This window comes from Pseudoalteromonas haloplanktis ATCC 14393 (assembly GCF_000238355.1).
GTDB lineage: Bacteria > Pseudomonadota > Gammaproteobacteria > Enterobacterales > Alteromonadaceae > Pseudoalteromonas > Pseudoalteromonas haloplanktis.
This window is the reverse complement of sequence record NZ_AHCA01000001.1, coordinates 195,406-216,419: the sequence shown is the minus strand read 5'-3', so window position 1 is coordinate 216,419 and position 21,014 is coordinate 195,406. Positions and strand designations below refer to the sequence as shown.

General features: G+C 40.8%; 14 protein-coding genes. 5 read left to right on the top strand and 9 right to left on the bottom strand.

From position 1 onward, the window contains the following. Positions 1–4 precede the first annotated feature (4 nt). The 4 genes from PHAL_RS0100850 to PHAL_RS0100835 are packed head-to-tail and all read right to left on the bottom strand — an operon-like array spanning position 5 to position 6,711. Positions 5–1,201 carry an alkaline phosphatase family protein gene (locus tag PHAL_RS0100850; protein ID WP_016706502.1) on the bottom strand — a complete coding sequence of 399 codons (1,197 nt, stop codon included), beginning with the start codon at positions 1,199–1,201 and terminating at the stop codon, positions 5–7. A gap of 8 nt (positions 1,202–1,209) precedes the next feature. Continuing rightward, entirely contained in the window at positions 1,210–2,949 is a 1,740-nt protein-coding gene (locus PHAL_RS0100845) for a hypothetical protein (protein WP_016706501.1), read from the bottom strand. Positions 2,950–2,967: 18 nt separating this feature from the next. Next, positions 2,968–5,286 (bottom strand): carboxypeptidase-like regulatory domain-containing protein, encoded by a 2,319-nt coding sequence (locus PHAL_RS0100840; protein WP_016706500.1) that lies wholly within the window; start codon positions 5,284–5,286, stop codon positions 2,968–2,970. Positions 5,287–5,298: 12 nt separating this feature from the next. Next, a complete protein-coding gene (locus PHAL_RS0100835) occupies positions 5,299–6,711 on the bottom strand; it encodes a glycerophosphodiester phosphodiesterase (protein ID WP_016706499.1) in 1,413 nt (470 codons plus the stop codon). A gap of 173 nt (positions 6,712–6,884) precedes the next feature. Between PHAL_RS0100835 and dgt the strand changes: the two genes are divergently transcribed. Both dgt and PHAL_RS0100825 read left to right on the top strand, forming a co-directional pair. After that, positions 6,885–8,348 (top strand): dGTPase, encoded by a 1,464-nt coding sequence (dgt, locus tag PHAL_RS0100830; protein ID WP_016706498.1) that lies wholly within the window; start codon positions 6,885–6,887, stop codon positions 8,346–8,348. A 73-nt stretch (positions 8,349–8,421) separates the two neighbouring features. After that, entirely contained in the window at positions 8,422–9,921 is a 1,500-nt protein-coding gene (locus tag PHAL_RS0100825) for a hypothetical protein (protein WP_138973910.1), read from the top strand. A 43-nt stretch (positions 9,922–9,964) separates the two neighbouring features. On the opposite strand, the gene PHAL_RS0100820 is transcribed toward PHAL_RS0100825, so the two are convergent. Next, positions 9,965–10,543: a hypothetical protein gene (locus PHAL_RS0100820; protein ID WP_016706496.1), complete on the bottom strand. Its 579-nt coding sequence runs from the start codon at positions 10,541–10,543 to the stop codon at positions 9,965–9,967. A 207-nt stretch (positions 10,544–10,750) separates the two neighbouring features. Here PHAL_RS0100820 and PHAL_RS0100815 point away from each other — a divergent pair, with 207 nt between their 5' ends. Next, on the top strand, positions 10,751–11,437 hold the full coding sequence (locus tag PHAL_RS0100815; protein ID WP_016706495.1) for a DUF3313 family protein: 687 nt from the start codon (positions 10,751–10,753) through the stop codon (positions 11,435–11,437). 72 nt (positions 11,438–11,509) lie between these two features. Here the strand turns inward: PHAL_RS0100815 and PHAL_RS0100810 are convergent, their stop codons facing one another. From PHAL_RS0100810 to PHAL_RS0100795, 4 genes are all read right to left on the bottom strand, one after another. Continuing rightward, positions 11,510–12,175 (bottom strand): class I SAM-dependent methyltransferase, encoded by a 666-nt coding sequence (locus tag PHAL_RS0100810; protein ID WP_016706494.1) that lies wholly within the window; start codon positions 12,173–12,175, stop codon positions 11,510–11,512. 12 nt (positions 12,176–12,187) lie between these two features. Continuing rightward, on the bottom strand, positions 12,188–15,841 hold the full coding sequence (locus tag PHAL_RS0100805; protein WP_016706493.1) for an AAA family ATPase: 3,654 nt from the start codon (positions 15,839–15,841) through the stop codon (positions 12,188–12,190). Continuing rightward, entirely contained in the window at positions 15,838–17,079 is a 1,242-nt protein-coding gene (locus PHAL_RS0100800) for an exonuclease SbcCD subunit D (protein WP_016706492.1), read from the bottom strand. The genes PHAL_RS0100805 and PHAL_RS0100800 overlap by 4 nt, the downstream gene beginning before the upstream one ends. Before the next feature lie 76 nt (positions 17,080–17,155). After that, a complete protein-coding gene (locus PHAL_RS0100795; protein WP_016706491.1) occupies positions 17,156–17,395 on the bottom strand; it encodes a hypothetical protein in 240 nt (79 codons plus the stop codon). A 508-nt stretch (positions 17,396–17,903) separates the two neighbouring features. Here PHAL_RS0100795 and PHAL_RS0100790 point away from each other — a divergent pair. Together PHAL_RS0100790 and PHAL_RS0100785 are read left to right on the top strand one after the other, a co-directional pair. After that, positions 17,904–20,345, top strand: coding sequence for a M1 family metallopeptidase (locus PHAL_RS0100790; protein WP_016706490.1), 2,442 nt, complete (start codon positions 17,904–17,906; stop codon positions 20,343–20,345). Beyond that, positions 20,345–20,854, top strand: a complete 510-nt coding sequence (locus PHAL_RS0100785; protein ID WP_016706489.1) for a DUF6702 family protein — start codon at positions 20,345–20,347, stop codon at positions 20,852–20,854. Before PHAL_RS0100790 ends, PHAL_RS0100785 begins: the two co-directional genes overlap by 1 nt. The last annotated feature ends 160 nt before the right edge of the window (positions 20,855–21,014 follow it).

The window sequence follows — 21,014 nt, the reverse complement described above, 5'->3', positions numbered from 1 at the left end:
TAAGTTATTTTTTAAGTGATGGTTGCAGCGTTTTACCATCACCGTCAATATCATTGAGCAATTGCAGTCCCAGTACTTGCGCAATTAACGGATAAACATCTAAGTTGTTGACCTCATCAAGAATAGCGTTTTGTTTAAAGGCTGGGCCTTGGGCTATAAATATAGCGGCCATATCATCATTGTACGCATAGCCATGGGTGCCTAAATAATTAACCTTGCCTGTATCTGAAAACGTTTTAGGTGCTGTGGTTTGTAAAATGATATCACCAGTGCGGCCATTATTTTCATAGTGGTACGTAGCTCGCTGTACATCACTAAGCACATTATAGCGCCCTTTTGCAGCTTTACTTAAACGCTCTTTATATGCAGTTATATCATCTGCTGTGGTGCTCTCCTTGGCGTAAATTAACACCCGAGGGCCCGTATTTTTTATCATAAACTTGTCATCTTTAGGTAAGCTGCTGATGGCGATACTTTGATTTGGTTCAACAGAGCTCATACCATGATCAGAGACAATCACTAAATTAATATTTTGCTCAAGTTCAGCAAGGCGTTGCTGTAACTGCCCCATTAACGCATCTACTTCGTGCACAGCTTGTTTTGTTTGCAGGGCATCTGGGCCAAACTCATGCCCCATACTATCAACTAATGAAAAATAACTGATCACTAAACGAGGTCGCTGTGCCTTTGGCAGTGCTAACCATTGTATTATTTGGTCAATTCTATGTTGATAGTCACTGTGTTTTGAGTAGTGGTAATAGTAATCAGGCGTCATGCCATTAAAGCGGGCATCTGATTCTGGCCAAAAATAAGTGGCTGATTTTAAGCCTTGCATTGACGCTAAATTCCACAGCGGAATGCCGTTAAACCAAGTGCTGTCGTCTTTGCCCTTACCCATGCTGTAGCATTCACCGCGCTTGGTGTCGCAAAAGCGGTTATCAACAACGCCATGATTTATTGGTAATAAGCCAGTGATGATAGAAAGGTGATTAGGAAAGGTTTTGGTTGGATAAACGGGGCGCATTTTGCTGCCACGCACGCCCTGCTTAGCAATTCTATTCAGGTTTTTTGCACCGTGCTTTTCGATGTAATCCCAGCGAAAGCCATCAAGGGAAATGAGCACCACGGACTGTTCCTCACTCGCTTTTAAATTTAGGCTGGTGAGGGCTATAAAAACAAAAATTAAACGTAATATGTGCATGAGCTTTCCTAGTTAAGTTTGTTGATCCGCTGAGCAACGCTCTCGTATTCTCGCTGAAACTTACTAATCATTTTTTTCAACTTACTAACACTTCGGCCCAATCTCGACGAATTAATCATGGCGTATATTGTCGCAATCGGTGCTACGAGCAGGATAAATAAACAAAATAACGCAATAGGGAAAAAGTGAATGTTATCTAAAATAAATGGATATTGCTCGAGTTGCCAAAGAATATTGGCGGGTAAAAATTCTCTCATTGCGCGAAAGTAATCTCGTGGTTCAAAATATGCTGTGCAAGCGGCTGCGATAATACCCAGTAGTATAGTTAAACCCACACCTTTACTCATGCTAAATTCAGTCACAGAGCTTGATTGATAATTAAGTTGCTTAGTTATGTTATGACAATACTCCCGGTAACGCTCGTTGTAATGCGTTGTTTCCAAGTTGCTGTAGGCATAAAAAATCCAATCACCTAAATCAACCGAGCCAATAATATCTTCACTCGCATTTAATGTATAAATTTTTCCGCTTGCTGTTGATAGGGTTAACTCTCCGCTCAAAGAGGTGTGCCTATTTCTGTATGTGTCCGTGTGTACGGTTTCATTCGTGTCTACATGCACACCACCACGGTATGTCTCAGTGGTGTAAGTTCTCGTTACTGTACGTTCTGATTGTGAACTTTTAGCGTCTTGAGATTTATCGATTACTTTACCGAGCATCGTTTGATGGAATATTTTACCTGACTCGTTGCGCCCCAATATATTTTTATGCGTATAGGTATTATTATACTCGCTGCTAAATTCACGCATTAGCTCTGTTTCAAGCTCTGCAATAGACGAAGGTTTAGTAACGTGAGCTACGTGTTCATTATTGCTGGACAAGTGAGCTGTTTTTTCAGGCGAGTCACTCGTGTTGTGTGGTTGTTTTTCACCGCATTCATAACAGTGCTGAGCCTCACTACTTATACGTTTTTGGCAACCACTACACATTATATCTGCATTAGTGTGGGCACGAGATAGCCTATCGTAGCCCAGTTGATGTTTACTAGTAGATAAAATTTGCTCAGCAACTTCTTTCGCGTAATTATAGAATGTATATTTTTTTAGTTTTTCTTTTTTATTACGCCTTATTTCCATGAACAGTATACCAATGAGCACTGGTAGAGTTAATAACGTGGCGTGGAGAAATTCAAACTCAGTAAAACACAGTAAACCGATCATCATGACAAGGCTAATTATAAACCACAAACCCGTGCTGCCCTGATACTTATCATTCACTGCACTATCCCAACTTCGGCGTTGGCTACTTGCAAAATGCGCAGTGACGATTGGATAAAAGTCATTATTTAGGACTTTACGCTTTGCTTCTTTTGTCGCTATCTTATGAGTTAAAACAAGCTGAGTTGGTTGGAATACGGTAATCGTGTCGCCTTTTTTCAAGTCAGCTAGAATTTCTTTTTCGGCATCGATATTAAATTGATGCATAACACCATTTTTGTCTTCAACTTCTAACCACCAAAACCCGTACAGCATATTATCGTTAGCGTTTTTATATTGGCGTTTATAGTAAAACATCGACTTGATAATACCGGTAAGCATTTGAGCATCCGGTGAAATCTTTTTCAGTTTATCTAAAACCCCAGGGTGAATGTCTTCAACTGATAACAGTTGAGGTTTTTCATTAAGTTTTTCTCCACAATCAGCACAATGATTATCGGTGACATAAATAGCTTGCTGGCAATGTTGCATATTAATCTCTTAGTGAATTTACTGACGAGTAAGGTTGATTGTTAACTGTTGCTCACCTGCATCAAGCTGATGCCAGCGGCGATAAGTTTTATAGCCCGGTGCTGAAACTTGAATATCATAGCTACCTGTTTTTAAACTGATCCCAGGCTGATATTTAGGGCCAATATTCATAATACGCACTGTAAAGTCGGCGGCATTACTTTGTACCGTTAACTTTGTTTTTTGGCTCATCACATCGTTTCGTTTTTGTTGTTGCTCAGCGCTTAAGTTGGCAGTGTCATGTCGTAAAATATCAATACTTGCTAGCGTATGACTAAGGGGGCTAAAGCGTTGGTAAATATTAAAGTATTCTTCAAACTTTAATCCTAGCGGATGCAGTAAAGGCTGAGCGTGTAGGGTCCAACGAATGGCAAAACTAAATACCGGGTTGCTTGACTCTTCTACTTTTTCTAAAAAGTAATTAACAGGGCTTTGGGTATCTTTAGTAAAGCTATTGGCTACAAACATCACAGGTATAATTAAAATAAGCGCTGGCATTAGCAACTTTTGCAAAAGAGTAAGCGCAGAAAAGCGCGGTTTTTGTTCTTGAGGTTTAATGAGCTGCCAAAGTTTTAATGGCAACTTACTGAATGTTAAGCAGATCAAAAATAATGAGAGTGACATTGAAATGGGCGGAATAATCACAGAGCGTAGTGCTTGTTTACCGTATTGAGCAAACTCACCACCGTCAGCAAATTTTCCTTCTGAGCTGTTTAACATCGCCATATATTTGTCTGTACGTTTCGCTATGTTTGGGTCAAGCACATGCTCTTTAAAGCTTTTTTTGTTCCAGTCTGCGCGAATATTCTTAACATAAAGATCCCCCATTCTATCTGCAATACGTGCCTGGATTTGTGGGTGTAATTGAAATTGCACCCAGCTTAAATTGGGCTCGAGAGATAAACCCCGTTGGGCCATTTCTTGGCGCCATTTGGCGTTAGCTTGGGTGGAAACCTTGGTATGTACAGCGGCTGCAAACGTTGCGCGTTGTGCAATGGTCCAATTATCAGGCAAGTTTAAGTCTTTGCTATTAAAGTGAGCACGCAGTTTTTTAGCTGTGGTTTCATGGCTTCGAAAAACCATCAAATTATCTATAGTAAATGGATACCCTGTTTCTTTTTCAAACATGCGATGAAAATTAGGGTGTTGTAAAAAGCGCACTTGATAATGGTCAGGATCGTCGGTGTACTTATAGCGCTTATCTTTTATTCCGCCGTCGCCGCCTACTGCAAGGCTTGCTGCTTGCAAAGCGGTATAAACTCCCCCTGTTAATACACCCATTAAAATGCTGTTTGCGGTATTTTCGGTCATTGAAATGTCTTCAACAATCAGCCAATAGTCAGGCTCGATGTAGCCTAATCCAGCTTTTAAAATATCGCTTCTATAATCTGCATTTGCACGTTCATAACAACGGTTTTTACGATCTCTTTCGCTACTTTTATCATAGCGATCGCGGCATTTATTTATCCGCTTGTGGTAGTCATAAATTTTAGGGCCATATTTTTGTGCCCGTGCAGAGGCTTTCGCAATGTGCGCTTTTTGCGCCTTTTGATATTGCCCCCAACCATCGTTAATTTCTTGCTCAACTTGCTGCCAGTAACCTTGCTCGCGTTCATTGATGGTGGCTAAGGTATGGTTATATTGCTTACTCCCTTTTGCATACGCCTTGTACTTTTGCACGAGCTCATCATACAGCTGGCTATAATCCTGGTAATGTTTATCAAAGTCTTGATATGCTTTTTTCTGTACAAATGCAGCGATAATTCTACGCTTGTCTTGTTCAATATTGTCTGACAGCGCAGCATCGCTGTAGAGTAACCCACCAAAAAGCGCTAAAAAGGTGAGGTTTTCTGAGCTTTGTAAATTCGCAGAGTCGTAATCAAGGCCATTCACCTTAATTGTATTCATTGCTAGCGCATCTCTTAGCGCCGCACTGTAAGTCGCAAATTGTCGTTGTTCAGCTGTTGACGGCTCAATTAACGTTTTTTCAATTAGGTATTTTTGACCATAAAATACCACGGGCCAAACTAAACACACTAAAGCCACAAATGAGATAATTCCGCGGCCAAATTTAGCCACCATAGGTTTTGGTAAAAAGTCGGCTAATAATAGCGCAACACCGACTCCTGAGACTGCCCTACCATAAATTTCTAAATGTTCTAAGTCTTTAGCATCGGGTGTACCAAGGCCCACTAAGGACACCAATTGGGCGTTAAAAATCGCTTCTGGAATTAAATACAAAGTGGCGAGAATGAGTAATAAAGCGCGCCACCAAAAAGGTTTAATGTTTGTTTTCATTGTATATGCTTATTATTTCTTACGTAATTCAAGTTCAATAACAGGGTCGGTTTCTAAATTAAACGCTTCATCTGCTTCTCGGCTGCCAATTTCAAGGTTTGGTACTGGCGTAGTGGATTTAGTGGCTGTTTCTTTAGGAATATAAGATTCAGTGGCGGTTGATTTAAGCGTGTTGCCAACAGCGGGGTAAAGTTTGTTTTGCGCGTAATTGGCTAAATCGTCTAAACGTTCAAGGTCGAGATCTGCGGGCATACTGGCAATCAATTTAGCGTTGCTATCTGTGGTGTAAAGGGGCTTTACAGTGGGTAATTCAAATACAGAGCAAAAACCATACACGGTATCATCAATAATGACTGAGTCAGGGCGATGTTGTTTACTTTGTGCTAGTAAGGTTTTTTCGTGGTAGTCATGGCCATTGATAGAGTATGTCGCTATAGGAATGCCGCTTCGTTTTGCTGCGTATTTTAGTGTGTTAGCTGACTGTCTATAATGTCGAATATCAAGTACATAACCAAAATTGCGTTTTAACTGCTTTTTAAGTTTGTCGAGTCTGACTGGACTGTCATAGCGAGTCACTCGATGTCGACGGCTACCATAAGCTTGTATACTTTCAAGCTGTTCTTTATTACGTTCATAAATAGGGTCGCTTCCTGCGCCTTTTTTTAAATCGGCTGCTAGCTTTTGCAGTGAGGCTTTTGCTGGTGATTGAATATACGCTAAGTAAATATCAGGGTTAATATTTCTCATGCGAATCAAGTTACGCATTTCTAAGCTACTAAAAAAGTAATTACCAGAGCCTAAATATTTAAACGCCAAGTAATCAAGCATTTTTAGGTCGTCTACCCCTGCACGCGATTTTATTTCAATGTTTAATTTTTGGCCGGGTTTGCTCGCGCTTGAAAAGGCACTTGCTAATTGTTTAAATGACGGGGGTACACTGCTGGTTAGCATGCCTGAGTCTTGATCTCGCTCACGTAAATAGCCCCATTCTTTTTCATAGCGAATGGATTCTATTTTGCGTTGTTTGTTATCAATAGTGCCGGTTTCGCGTCCTGTGCGTGCGTCGTGATGGACAACCCAGACATCGTCACGGGTTATTCGAACATCAATTTCTACCACATCAAAGTTATTATCAATAGCATCTATAACAGCATTAATTGAATTTTCAGGGTATCTTATTGAGCCGCGATGGCTTTGTAATTGAAAGTCACTACATTGACGCTGTGCTATATAGTTGATATTGCCAATTTCAGTTTCGTAAAACCCCCTTGCTGCAATCGCATCAGCACGCGCTTTTGTAGCCGTAATTTCGGTGATAGTCAGTTTTTGAGCGGGGTCAGACGTGGTACTTTGGCACGCAGTTAAAAATAGGCAGCTAATAATGAAGCTAAAAAAGAGTGAGTTTTTATAAGAGAATATGTGCATCGGGCATTAAATAAGCCGAAAGGCCGTCCTTATATTAAGAAAAACAACATGAAGAAAAATGAATAATATATTAATGGGTGGGTAGTTTTAAAGTAATAACTCAAATAAACACAAACGTTTTCATTTATGATACAAGCTGTTAGATTAATTCTATGTTAAAAAAAGGAGCTGACATGATCGACTTTCGAAAAAAAATAACCCCTGCCCGTCAGGTGCGTACTACGCCTAATTTGCAAACGGCGCTAGAAAGCGATCGTGGTCGTATCATTAATAGTGCAGCTATTCGTCGCTTACAGCAAAAAACGCAGGTTTTTCCGCTCGAACGTAACGCAGCAGTGCGCTCTCGCTTAACTCATTCCCTTGAAGTACAGCAAGTTGGCCGTTTTATTGTACAGCGTATTTATCATTATTTAACCGAGCAACAGCAGCGTGAGTATGGTTTATTTGGCTTAGAGCGCCCTTTAGAGAGCCTTGTTGAAATGGCGTGCTTAATGCACGATATAGGCAACCCTCCCTTTGGTCATTTTGGTGAAGCGGCAATTAACCAGTGGTTTCAAGAAAACTTATCGTCTTTGACACCTGCGCGCTGCGCTGATCCGCACACCGGAATTGGGGTGATCTTTAAGCATTTAGCACAAGACATCAGTCACTTTGAAGGCAACGCGCAAGGGGTTCGCATTGTACATTCATTACTATCCCTTAATTTAACTTACAGTCAAACCGCTGGGATTTTAAAATACACCCGCCCAGCGAGTATGGCGAAAGAAGAAATACCGCGTGATAAAAACTATTTAATGAAAAAAGTCGGCTTTTATTACAGTGAAAAAAACTTTGTCGAGCAATTACAAAAAGAGCTCGAAATAGATCCACAATGTCGCCATCCGGCCAGTTACATTATGGAAGCCGCTGACGATATTTCATATTGTTTAGCAGACATTGAAGATGCGGTGGAAAAAGGCATTATTAGTGTTGAACTACTATGCGACAAACTCAAACTGCATTATAAAAAAGCCCTTATAAACTTTACCATTGATGAAGAAGAGCCCCAGCAGGTGGTTGAAAAAGCGGTTAATTATGCATTGGAAAAGGCTAAGTTACAGCCGTACAACTTTAACAGTGAGTTTTTTATTTACTTACGCGTAAGCTTGCTGCATCCCTTAGTTAATTACGCCGCTAAACGTTTTATAGATAATATTGAAGCGGTTTATCATGGTGATTTTAATCAAGCATTGTTAGAAGACAGAAGTCATTTACATGCTATTACCAGTACGCTAAAACAAGTGGCGTTTGAGTATGTGTTCTCACACAAAGAAGTGGGTAAATTAGAGCTACAAGGTTATCGTATTATTACTGGTTTATTAGCTTGCTATAAACCGTTGCTACAATTAAGTCACGATGATTTTAAACGAGTGATCAAAGGCGATAACCGTTTTTTAATTGAAACACGGTTACTGCAAAAGTTATCTAAAAAGCATTTAAATACCTATTTGCATGCGATAGATGCAATGCAAGCTGAGCCTGATCATGTGATTGCGTATGAATTTTATTATCGCTGTCGCCTAATTCAAGATTACATAAGTGGTATGACTGATCAATTTGCCTATGATGAATACCGGACTTTAATGGTTATTGATTAGAAAATTATCGGCTAGATTAATTTGCACAGTCCTATTAAACTGAGTTTATTATGTGACTTTGTTTAATAGACCTATGATGACTTACTTATCACGGCTTAGCCTTTTTATTTTACTTACTTGCAGTTTTAATAGTTTTGCAAAATATAGCGAAGCTATGTGTATTTTGTATAAACAACAAATGCAGCAATACAGTGATAACACCAGTAGTCGTAGTTATCGTAATGCTGCTAGAGATTTTGAAAAAAACTGCAGTAACCCACCGCCAGTAGAAAAAACGCAAGCACCTGTAACACAACCAAAAAATTCACTGTCAGAGCCTGTTACTGAGCAAGCTGAAGACAGTAAGTCAATAAAGTCTGAACAAGCGAATGTGGCTGTAAACCCCCTTGACAGCAATACCGAACAAAGTGCTGTTCAAGTAGAGCAAAACGAAGACGAAACACCGAGCACAGTTGCTGGTACATCAACACCTGTGATAGAACAACGTGAAGTTACAACCACTGTGGCAGAACTAAGTGATGAACCAGTTACTGAGCAAGATGCAGCGCCTGTAAGCGTTTTACCTCCAGTGACACCAATAAATACCGACCTTACCAATAACGATGCGCAAACGGGATCATTATTAATACCGAGCTTGCTGTTATTAGCTGTATTGTTATTAGCTGGGTTATTGCTGCTGCGTTTACGTGCCAAAAAGAATCCAGCACCTGAGAGTATCAAAGGCAATCAAGAGAGCATGGCTGCAGTATCGAGCACTACAGAGAAAAAACCCAGTAAGCCAATCGCACCAATAGTGAAGGATGAGAGTAAACCAATTACAACGCCACAGTCTATAACACCACAGCCTGTAGCCGATATTGCGAATGAGCCTGAGCCACAAAAGGCTGTGGAAGATTCTGTTAACCAAGAGCAATTGACGCAACGCCTGTTAAGCAGTGTGCATGACTTTAAAGAGCCTGAAGTACGGACGTTTGATCCAGATGCTCCATTACCAGGGCAAAAAGCTCGGCAAGAGAGTAACAAGCAAACCAGCGATAAAGTCATTACAAATGACACAGAACTTACAGTAGATACTGCAACATTGGCGCCTATTTCAGAGCCTGATAAAGATGATGAAACTACTACAGATATAAATATGTTCACGGCTGATAATTCTGAACAAGAAATTGTCACTGCGGAACAAGAGGAAATAACTCAGCTTGAAAATGATAATGATGTAGCACACCTACTTAACAATAAACAGGAAGCTCAGCTGACAGAGGATTCAATTGAGCAAATTCCTGATAATACCGACCTAGATAACGATGATAATGTTGCTAAAGCCTTAGCGGCACTCAATGAAGAACTTGCTGCTGAGCAACAAGGCGATAACCATGCAAGTATTGATGATAAACATGTGTCACCCAGTAGTGAGAGAAAAGCGAATCCATTTGCTAACTTATCGCTGGATCCGAGCTGGGACCCTAATTCGACAGAAAAGCCGACCATAGCGCCGAAAAAAACGGTGCCTAAATCAGCAAAGTTAATCGCTGCCGAAGAGCGAGCAAAGCAATTAAAAACGGACGATGAATAACTGCCCCGCATGTATTTGCTCGCGTTTCATGTGGTGAATAAGTTTATCTTGATCGTTTTTGGGTCGGGCTTAGAAGTGATTTTTTCGTGTCTCGCCAATGGAAAAGCACAACGATAATAACCATTAATAAACAGCTCAATGCAATTACTATTAACGGTGACACTTGCTCTAGTAAACTTATTTGTGTTTGTTGGTTGAGCTGCTTCCCTAAAAAATCAAGAGACTGTGACTGGTGTTTGGGTAAGGTTATTTCAAATGCTTGATCATTAGGGTGTGCTTCTGTACGTGTTGGATTGTTGCTTGGCAGCTCGCTTAGAAGCTGCTGTGCAGCTATATCTTTGGCGCACCAAACAGTTAAATCTTCACCGTGTAGCTGAACATTGCAACGTTGTTGTGGTTGATATACTTCATACCATGCAGTCTGTTTTTGATAGCGGCGAGAAAAATATGACTCAAGTGTTAAACCTGTTAGGGGAGAATTTACTAACTCAGCTAATAGTGGTGCCTCTGTTAGCGAGGTGTCTGTAGATTTGAATGATTGCTGTGTAGTACTTGCTATGCTGGGCGCTACGGCTAAAACCGATAAACTCAGCACCACAGTGAGAAAAATCCATTTTTTCATTAGTTTACGTCCTGTAAAAGATGAGTGTACAGCCTACCAGTATTTTTAACGGAAGCCAAATTTATAGGTACAGCTAAGTCAATAATGACAGTTCTGATTGCATAATCACCTGGCTGTGCTAACTTTTAACGGTATTAAATTGGCATATTTTAACCATATCCCACTAGGGTTTTAGCAAAATACACAGCATTTAACAGGATAATTAGAATGAAAAAGTCATTGTTGGTAGTAAGTTTAACTATGTTACTTAGCGCGTGTTCTTCCTCACCACTGAGTGTAGATACTACTGAGCAAACGAAGGATGGTTTATCAAAAGTTGCAAATGCGAAAATGAATATGGCCTACGTTAAAGCAGGCACTGATTGGAGCCGTTTCACGAAAGTTTATTTTGCACCCGTTATCGTAACTAACGAACACCCAGAAGGTTATAAAGCCCCGCGTATTGACCGCCGTACTGAAGGTTTTGATGCTACCTATGATTTAGATGCAAACGCACTGAGTAAGCTGGCCGATGCGTTTAATCAAACTATAAGCTCAGTGTTTAATGATGAGCAGCCTTACCAATTAGTAGCAACCCCTGATGCGAATACCTTGATAGTTGAAGCTTATGTAACAGATATACGATTAGCTGCGCCGATTGAATCGAGTCGTCGTAGTTTCCAAAGTGGCGGGGCTACCTATACACAAAACAGTGGCTCTATGGTGTTACTAGCGCAAGTGAAAGACGGTAAAGATAATACAGTAATAGCAAAAGCTGCCGACCGCGGCCAAACTATGGATCAATGGCAACAAAATACGCAAGTGTTCAATATGGGTGATGTAAAAACGGTGTACCGTAATTGGGCTAATGATTTTAAAAATGCGCTAATGCAAACCCGCGCATCAGCAAATTAAATTTATCAATAAGCCCAATCAGTTATTGCTTAGCTTGAGCTTATTTAATCGCAACGTAGGTTATTTAAATCTTTAACGTTTTTGAATTACATAGCCACTAAAGCTCAGGGCTTTAAAATACAATTTAGGCGTGCTGTAACCTGCATTGTCGAGTAGCTCCGATAGGCGTAATCGGTCGAGTGGGTAGAATTCATGTTCAAAATTATGTTTCATACGTTCTACCCCAATATCAGTTAAGCCTAGTTGCTGGCAAAGAGTAAACTGCGCATCGCGCTCAAAACTAGTTTCCGGACGCATTAAATCGGCTAAATACAAATGCGCAGATGACTTTAATTGTTTAGCCACGGCTCTGAGTAGTGATTTTTTATCACCATTATCAGCTAAAAAGTGCAGTACCAATAAACATAGTGCAGCATCAAACGTGGTTGTTAATTGCGTTATGTCGCCGACATGAATCGTAACACGGTCACTAATCCCTAAATCCGCAAAGCGTTTTTGACCAATATTGAGCATATCGGTTGAAATATCTTGAGCGGTGAATTGCCAAGTTGGGTTGAGTGCGGCCAGTTCGGCAATATCTTTGCCGGTGCCAGAGCCAACGACTAAAATATGGGCATTATCGGGTAATGTTGCTTTGAGCTGCGCAGCTGTAGTGGTATGTAATAACTCATAACCTGGGACTAAACGAGTAATGCGAGAATCGTACTCTTTGGCTTCTTCATCTGTAAATGTTGGCATCAAATCAATCCTTTAAATTATTGAGATAGTTGAATAACCACCGGGCTTTTTGGCAACATGAACCTGCGTTGCAACCCGTTCGGTCATTTGTGATACATGGGAAATGACCCCCACTTTACGCCCTTGTGCTTGTAAAGAGTCAAGTGCATCCATGGCTATACTGAGCGTTTCAGTGTCTAACGTACCAAAGCCTTCATCAATAAACAAAGAATTAATACTTACTTTGTTTGAAGACAGTGACGCAAGGCCGAGTGCCAACGCCAGTGATACTAAAAACGATTCACCACCAGAAAGGGTATTGACTGAGCGTTGTTCGTCGGCCATGTCTTTATCAATGATGGCGATATCTAAGCTTTGTTCTATAGCTGTTAACTCATAGCGTTTATTCAAGGTTCGCAAATGACTATTGGCATAATGCAGTAATATTTTTAAGGTTTGCGTTTGTGCTAAATTACGCATCGTTTTACCGGTTGCATCGCCCAGCACTTTATTGAGTAGATGCCAGTGCTCTACGTGCTGTTGTAGGCTGCTCAGTTCTTGTTGTTTAGTTTGTAGGGTGTGACTGTTTTGGTTATGCTGTTCAAGCGCGGTGTTGATCTCAAGTTGCGACTTTTGCAATGTATTTTGCTGTTCGGTTAGTGTATTTAACTGCGCTGAAAGCTCATCTGCTGTTTGCTGTGGTTTATCGCTGCTTTGGTGTTGAGTATGGGCGTTTTGCTGTTGTTTTAACGCGGCATTTGCATCGACCAGGGCTTGTGTTAACTGCTCATGTTGTTGTAATTGCGCTTTGATATCCTCACTATCTAAAGTTAGTAAAATAGTGATCTGTTCGTGACTGGCATCTGCATATTGGTTTTTAAATTCACTAAACCATTGTTCGTAGCGTGCCGTCAATTCGGCTTGTTCTTGGCTGTTTTCCTGCAAGCGTTGCTGATAATTAGTCATTGTAATCGCCTGCTCATCACGTAGTTTTATTGCTTGATCATGGGCTTGTTGGCTTTGTATTAGCTGTGTTTGACACTGTTCTCGCTGCGTTGCCAGTTTTGCTTGGTAGTCGTCTGCACTGATCTGTTCATTATTAAACAGCGCTAAGCGCTCACTTTCTGTGCTGCTATATTGCTGTTGTACTTTTGCTAAATCGTCTGATAACGCTTTTAAGGTGTGTTCGCTCTCATTAATGAGTGGCTTTAATTGCTGAGCTTTTTGCTCACTACTATCCAGTTGCTTTTGAGAGACTTCGAGCAAGTTTTGGGTGTGTTGGTAATGCTCCACTTGTTGGGCTAGTTTACTAAGATCAAGTGTGTTGCTCTGTAGTTGCAGCCAAAAGTCACTTTTCGAAAACTGTGCGTCAAGGGCGTGGGTTAGTTCATTAATGTGTAAGCTTAGCTCGTTGTGTTTGTTACTAAGTTGGCTGTGCTTATGGGTTAAATCAAGATGTTGGCTATTTAATTGCTGTTGAGCGTGTTGCTCTGCTTTGAGCTTACTTTGTAACTGATTTACTTTTTCTTGCAAATCTTGTTGACGTTTTTGTACTGCAAAATACTGTGTCTTTTGTTCGTTTAGCTGAGTGTAATGTGAATCTAACTGTGCTGCGGTTAAATCATTTAGCTCACAGCGTGCACTTTGCATAGTGTTTTTAATGTCCAGTTGCCTCGCTTGCACATTTTCTATGGTCTGCTTTAGCTGAGTATGTTCTGCGACTAACACGGCATGTAGGGTCTGCTGCTGGTGCAGCTGGGTTTGCGCATTATCATAGTGCTGCTTGGCATGCGTATAATCACTTTCAAAGTCAGCGATTAAGTTATTCAATGGTTGATTCTGCTCAATTACGAATGGGTGTTCAGTAGCACCACAGACAACACATGGCTCGTTTGCTACAAGTTGGGCGCGCAAGTGCTCAACGCGTTCACTGGCACGCAATCGTGCTTGATTAAGCGCATATTCACTGTGTTTAAGAGTTTGTTCGTATGTTGCTAAATTTTGTTGCAATGCTACTTGCTGCTGTTCGCTTTGCTCCAGTTCGCCAACTAGCGTGTGCTGGCGTTGCACGCTTTGTTTTAGCTCTTGGCTAAATTGCTTATAGCGTTCCCGTTGCTCTTTTAAGTAATCTATATTCTTAAGCTGTGCGTCACATTGCTCTATATTAAATTGGCTTTGCTGTAGATTAAGCTGGTTTAGAGTGGTTTGCTCATTTGCAACGGCCTGTTCGCTGGCTGCGACTAGGCTACTTTGCGCCGCGAGTTGCTCATCGTGTTTAGACAGCTCTGTGGTTAATTGTTTACTCTGTGCCGCGGTTGTATTTAATTGCTCACGCGCGTTGATATATTGCTTAAAATTGTGTTGAAAATACGTCCAATCACTGGCTAAAGGTTTAAGTTGACTGTGTTGATTTAACCACTGCTGTTGCTCTGCATACTGTTTTACGGCAGCATCGTGAGCCGATTGGTTTTGCTTAAATTGCAATTGCAAACTGGTTAATTGCGTTTGTTCTTTTGCCGTTTGCTGACCAATGCTTGCTATGCTTTGTGTATACATAGCTAATTGGCTATCGAGATCTCGCGCTTTGGCAATGACAGGTTCGGCACTTTTTTGCTGCTGCTTAGCTATTTGCAAGGCTTCATTATGCTTTTCAAGAGAGTTAGCCAGATCTGCAATCTGTAAAGTGTGGTCAATCTTTTTTAAATCCCTTAGGCTACTATTTAGTTCATTATTTTGTGTTGTTAAGCTACTAAATCGACTGCGATTATCTTTAATTTCTAGCGCACTCTTTGCTTGTTTTGCCTGCTCACTTTGTGTTGCTATCGCAGCAACTGCTGTACTGGCTTGGTGTTGACTTTGTTGTGCATGCAGCAGAGCTTGCTCTAAGCTGTTGGCTTGCTGATACCAATTAACACCTCGTTCGGTGTCAGCGTATTGTTTTTTTGCTTGCTCAATTTGCTGTTTTAAATCAGCAAGCTGGTTGGTTTTTGCCGCAACTTCTTCTTCACTAAGTAAGGTGTAGCTGGCTAAACTGGCCTTAAGCAATGTTAACGCATCTTTTTGTTCTTGGTAGCGCTCATAAATACGCTTACCAATTAAACTGAATTTGTCTGTGCCTGTTAGGCACTCTAATAGCTGTGCTCGCTCATCGCCAGTGGCTTTTAAAAATGCGGCAAACTCGTGTTGTGCAAGTAATACAGCACGAGAAAACTGTTCAAAATTAAGGCCAATTATACGTTCGACCTCTTTACTGGTAGCACTCTTATTGCTAACAAGTAATGACTCATCTGGAAGGCTAGAAAGTTTATGCTCGGCTATTTTTAAGTTGCCATCCGCTTTGCTTCGCGCTCTAGCTATACTGTAGCGTGCGCGATACAGCTGTTTATCTTGGCCCACAAAGTCAACTTCGGCGTAGCCTTGTCCGGTGCCTCGTCTTAATAAGTTACGCGGATCATTAAGTTTAATGGTGTCGCCATTAAAGTCTATAACATTGCCTCTATCATTGCCGAGTCTCGCCGTTTTTGCATAAAGAGCGAGGCAGATGGCATCGAGTATCGTGCTTTTACCAGCACCAGTGTCGCCGGTTATTGCAAACAAACCGGCATCTTTCAACGGGGCTTTAGTAAAGTCTATCTCTGCATCAACTATTGAGGCTAAATTATGAATGCGTACTGCGGTTATTTTCATTGTTGTTGCTCCGCAAGTTCACTTAGCAGGTCGTTGAGTAGAGTTTTTAGCTCAATAGGAACACTCTGCCCTGCCATATCTTTATTGGTTGCGAATGCTTGTTCTAACAAGGTTTGCGGGTTGAGCATTTCTACTTGGCTTAAATCTTCAAATACAGGGTTATTTTGTTTTTTATTGATTTGCCGAACTCGCTCTATCCCGCAAAATTGCACCGTTTTATTTTCTAACGCTTTTTCTATTTGTTCTCTAAAGGTGGTATCGGTATCCCCCGCACTGAGCTTAACTCTTAAATACGGGGCTTGGTTGTAATTACTGAGGTCTAAGTTTGATATTTGTTCACATAATTGTTCAACAGGAACGCACTCCCCTTCTGGCAGCAGGATAACCTCTGTTGCTCGTGGAATGTAAAGGGGGTTTACAGTCACCTCAACGTGCTTGCTACTATTGGTTGTAAATTCAACAACACATACTTGATGTTTGTAATTACGTTCAGAGAATGACATCGGCATGGGCGTACCGCTATAGCGGATCGTATCAGACTTAGCGACTTTTTGTGCTTTATGTAAATGCCCAAGCGCCACGTAACTTGCTTGGCTGCTGAAGATTTGTGCGGTCACTGATTCTTCGCCGCCAATAATTAAATTGCGCTCAGAATCACTGGAAATATCCCCTCCTTTTGCATGTAAGTGACCCATGATAATTAGTGGCGTAGTCATTGGTTTATCTTTAAGTGCGCACTCGCTACTAAGTTGATATGCCTTAGCAATGCCCTGAGCGTAATCATGGCCGTTATCAGTATTGCTTAAGCTAGTTACGTCACTGGCGCGTAAAAATGGCATAGCGACGATATGAGCGTTTACGGAGTCAGTATTTATGCGGATCACCACATCATCAGGGGCACTTACATCAAAGCGCCCTACTACATGGGTATCAAATTGTGCCAGTAACGGTTTAGCGGCCATGATGCGATTTGCCGAATCATGGTTACCGGCGATAATCACTATCTGTAGTGCAGGGCATCGCTTTTTAGCATCTTTGATAAACTGATAAAGCTGATTTTCACTGCTGGCAGGTGGTGTGGCTGTGTGGTAAATGTCGCCTGCAACTAATAGTAAATCGATCTTTTCACTGAAGAGCGTGTCAATTAGCCAGTTAAAGAACTGTTGGTGTTCATTTGCACGATGATGTTCATAAAATTGCTGGCCAAGGTGCCAATCGGAGGTGTGTAAGACTTTCATGTCACGCTCTTAAAATCAGTTAAGAGCGTCAATATACCCAAGCTGAATTAAGATGCAAGGGGGAGAGTATTAATCTTTAAGCACTGAGATTATACCAAGCAAAAATCACAATTGGTAATGCCAGCAAGGCAAGTACTAAGGGGACTTTTAACGCTTTAGTTTGTTTGGCTTGTAGCACTTTTAATGCATTAGATTCGTTACAGGCTGCTACTTTATCAATATAAAAGTAGCCAGAATCCAGATACTGTTTACAACTTTGTTCATCTGCTGGAATTGCAATCAATTCTTGTTGTTTTTTTAGGATATAAAAATCCATATGTTCACCGCATTTTACTTGTATGTTGAAACATATTTGAAAGGAAAAGCCATGCTTTTTAACCCCTCAAATCAAAAAAGTGGGCGATTTTAAATACAAATGACGGTAAAGGTCAACTAAAGAATTCACTATTTAGCAATTAAACTCGAAATAGCCGAAATTAGGCTCAAAGTTACGCTTATAATCAGCAAAGTCCTGCATAAAACACGCCAGTTTTTAGCCTTTTTACTTTGGGTTTAAGCTTCTGTAAACCCCCTTTACAACATGCTTACTCACAGGGACTTACTCTCATCGTTGTAACTTCTTAAAAGGGACTGCCAGAGATTGCCATTGTTGCAAAGTAATGCCTAGATATTAAGCCCCTGTGAAACGCTGAATTCTGCATCTTGAGGTGGCTTGGGTATAATCCCTTTTTCTACCCTGTAAATGCGGTGGTTTATCGCTATTTTATTGAATAAAATAGCGCAGTTTGACACAGTAAGCTTACGCAAATTTAACAGGATTCATTATGAAAAAAGCAGTAATAACTTTAGGGGCTTTGTTTTTACCATTAGCGCTCTCAAGTTCTGTTTTAGCTTCTTCAGTTGAACAAACAAAAGGCAATTATGTTGATAAGTTTCGTCAGCTAGATGAAGCGTTACCTACGCCAAATGTATATCGTAGTGCAGCTGGTGAGCCAGGCGAAAAATACTGGCAGCAAAAAGTTAATTACGATATTGATGTTACTTTAGATGAACAAAAGCGTCGTTTAACTGCAAGTCAAACAATCGAATATAAAAATAACTCGCCACATACGCTTAAGTATTTATGGTTACAGTTGGATCAAAATATCTTTAAAAATGATTCAATCGCTGAACGTACCGCAACCTTTAACGCTGATAAATTACAAGGTCGCCCCGACGCGCAGCCGGCAAAGCTAAGCTTAGGTCAACTTCGCCGCCAGCAATTTATGAGCGATAATGAGTTAGGTTTTACGGTCGCCAATGTCAAAGATGATAGCGGTAAAGAGCTTAAAGTAACGGTTGTCGATACGTTAATGCGCATTGATCTAAACGAGCCACTTAAACCAGGTAAAGATGTTGAGTTTAGCATGGACTTTGCCTTTAATATTGTTGAAGAAGATGCCGTTGGTGCTCGTTCAGGTTATGAGCATTTTGAAAAAGATGGTAATGACATCTTTTTACTTGCGCAGTGGTTCCCCCGTTTAGCTGCCTACACCGACTATGAAGCGTGGACTAACAAAGCGTTTTTAGGTAGCGGTGAATTTACCCTTGAATTTGGTGATTATGATGTTGAGATCACTGTGCCTGCGGACCATATCGTTTCTGCTACTGGTAAATTAGATAACGCCAGCTCAGTACTTACTCGTACTCAACGTAATCGTTTAAAAGAAGCTGAAGACGCTAAGCGCCCCGTTTTCATTGTGACAGAAGAAGAAGCACTCGAGAACGAAAAAGCAGGCACAGACAAAACTAAAACATGGCATTTTAAAGCTGAGAATGTACGTGACTTTGCATGGGCTTCATCACGTAAATTTATGTGGGATGCTAAAGGCTATCACCAAGGTGGCGATGAGCAGCCACTGGTAATGGCTATGTCCTTCTTCCCTAAAGAAGGTGGCGATTTATGGAAGAAATACTCAACTGAATCTGTGGTGCATACCATGGAAGTGTATTCACGCTTTTCGTTTGATTACCCATACCCAGTAGCGCAGTCAGTGAATGGTCCAGTTGGTGGTATGGAATACCCTATGATCACGTTTAATGGTCCACGCACTGAATTACAAGATGATGGTACACGTACTTATTCTCAAGCTGAAAAACGCTTTTTGATTGGCGTAGTTATCCATGAAATAGGTCACATCTATTTCCCTATGATTGTTAATTCAGATGAACGTCAATGGACCTGGATGGACGAAGGTCTTAATAGCTTTTTAGATGGTGTTGCCGGGCGTGAATGGGACCACACAATCCCTTGGGGTGTTGAGCCTCGGGATATTGTGGCGTATATGAAATCTGAAAACCAAGTTCCAGTAATGACACAATCAGACAGTGTATTACGCTTAGGTCCTAATGCTTATACTAAGCCTGCCGCTGCGCTTAATATTTTGCGTGAAGTTATTTTAGGTCGTGAATTGTTTGATTTTGCATTTAAAGAGTATGCGCAGCGCTGGAAGTATAAGCGCCCTACTCCTGCTGACTTTTTTAGAACAATGGAAGAAGCATCAGGCGTTGACTTAGACTGGTTCTGGCGTGGTTGGTTTTATACCACAGATCATGTCGATATCTCATTAGACAAAGTTTACCAATTACAGCTAGATACAAAAAATCCAGACATCGATTTTAACCGCCTACGTGACATTGAAGCGGCCAAGCCTATGCCATTGTTTGTTGAGCGCAATAAAGCTGAAGGTAAAAAGTTATGGGTTGAAGAAAACCCAGATGTGACAGACTTTTACGATGCCAATGACCGCTTTACAGTCACTAACAAAGAGCGTAACTCGTACAATAAGTTCTTAAAAGGATTAGAGCCGTGGGAACGTAAAGTGTTGGATCGTGCTCTAGAAGAAGATAAAAACTATTATGTTTTAGAGTTTTCCAACCTCGGTGGTTTAGTAATGCCAATCTTGCTTGAACTAACTTACGAAGACGGCACAAAAGAAGAACAGTACATTCCAGCTGAAATCTGGCGTCGTAATCATAAGCATGTTCAAAAGCTTATTATTACGGATAAAAATAAGCCTGTCGTTTCGGTATCTGTGGATCCTCGCTGGGAAACAGCTGACGTCGATGTTGAAAATAACCACTACCCTCGTCGTATTATTCCTTCGCGTATAGAAGTGTATAAACGCGAAAAGAGTAAAGCAAAAGTCAGCCGCGATATCATGCAAGATATTAAAACTGAGCTTAAGCAAGACGATGACAAAGATGACTCTAAGGAGCAAAATTAATGCGCTTTGTGCTCATTTTTTTAGCTCTTTTAATTACTGCGCCGACAATGGCGCATCAATTAAAAGCATCTGTAACAACGGTATTATTTAATAAGCGAACTAATAATATTGAGCTTATGCATCGTTTTTATTTACATGATACTGAACATGCTGTGGAGCACTTATTTCCTGGTAGTGCTGATATTCTAAATAATAAAGAGGATCAGCAACGCTTTGCAAACTATATAGAGTCGCATGTAGCTTTACAGACACTTGATGGACAGCCATTAGCCTTGCAGGAGGTGGGGTCTCAAATAGATGGAAAGTTTTTTTGGGTTTACCAAGAGGCACCCATTCCTAAAGATATTAAAGGAATTCGCATGAGTCATGGTGCACTTCGTGATCTATGGCCGGCACAAGTCAATATGGTGAATGTTGAAGGTAAAGGTAAAATAAAAACTTTGCATTTCAGCCAAGATGACACCTGGCTTGAAGCCCGGTTTGAACCAGTGGCTAAAACGAGTAATTAATTTAACGTGTTATTTCCCAACCGACGCGCGCAGTAGTTTTGTGCGCGTTTTTTATTACTTTTCTTTATTAAACACTAATATGTTTCTTTTCATATCCAATTACTTAAACTATCTTATAAGAAGTTATTTGGATGAGAATGAAATCATATACAAGGAGCGA

What these genes read in the sequence shown, in the direction of transcription:
- PHAL_RS0100850 (WP_016706502.1), bottom strand. Translation starts at nt 1,201, where the DNA reads ATGCACATATTACGTTTAATTTTTGTTTTTATAGCCCTCACCAGCCTA.
- PHAL_RS0100845 (WP_016706501.1), bottom strand. Translation starts at nt 2,949, where the DNA reads ATGCAACATTGCCAGCAAGCTATTTATGTCACCGATAATCATTGTGCT.
- PHAL_RS0100840 (WP_016706500.1), bottom strand. Translation starts at nt 5,286, where the DNA reads ATGAAAACAAACATTAAACCTTTTTGGTGGCGCGCTTTATTACTCATT.
- PHAL_RS0100835 (WP_016706499.1), bottom strand. Translation starts at nt 6,711, where the DNA reads ATGCACATATTCTCTTATAAAAACTCACTCTTTTTTAGCTTCATTATT.
- dgt (WP_016706498.1), top strand. Translation starts at nt 6,885, where the DNA reads ATGATCGACTTTCGAAAAAAAATAACCCCTGCCCGTCAGGTGCGTACT.
- PHAL_RS0100825 (WP_138973910.1), top strand. Translation starts at nt 8,422, where the DNA reads ATGATGACTTACTTATCACGGCTTAGCCTTTTTATTTTACTTACTTGC.
- PHAL_RS0100820 (WP_016706496.1), bottom strand. Translation starts at nt 10,543, where the DNA reads ATGAAAAAATGGATTTTTCTCACTGTGGTGCTGAGTTTATCGGTTTTA.
- PHAL_RS0100815 (WP_016706495.1), top strand. Translation starts at nt 10,751, where the DNA reads ATGAAAAAGTCATTGTTGGTAGTAAGTTTAACTATGTTACTTAGCGCG.
- PHAL_RS0100810 (WP_016706494.1), bottom strand. Translation starts at nt 12,175, where the DNA reads ATGCCAACATTTACAGATGAAGAAGCCAAAGAGTACGATTCTCGCATT.
- PHAL_RS0100805 (WP_016706493.1), bottom strand. Translation starts at nt 15,841, where the DNA reads ATGAAAATAACCGCAGTACGCATTCATAATTTAGCCTCAATAGTTGAT.
- PHAL_RS0100800 (WP_016706492.1), bottom strand. Translation starts at nt 17,079, where the DNA reads ATGAAAGTCTTACACACCTCCGATTGGCACCTTGGCCAGCAATTTTAT.
- PHAL_RS0100795 (WP_016706491.1), bottom strand. Translation starts at nt 17,395, where the DNA reads ATGGATTTTTATATCCTAAAAAAACAACAAGAATTGATTGCAATTCCA.
- PHAL_RS0100790 (WP_016706490.1), top strand. Translation starts at nt 17,904, where the DNA reads ATGAAAAAAGCAGTAATAACTTTAGGGGCTTTGTTTTTACCATTAGCG.
- PHAL_RS0100785 (WP_016706489.1), top strand. Translation starts at nt 20,345, where the DNA reads ATGCGCTTTGTGCTCATTTTTTTAGCTCTTTTAATTACTGCGCCGACA.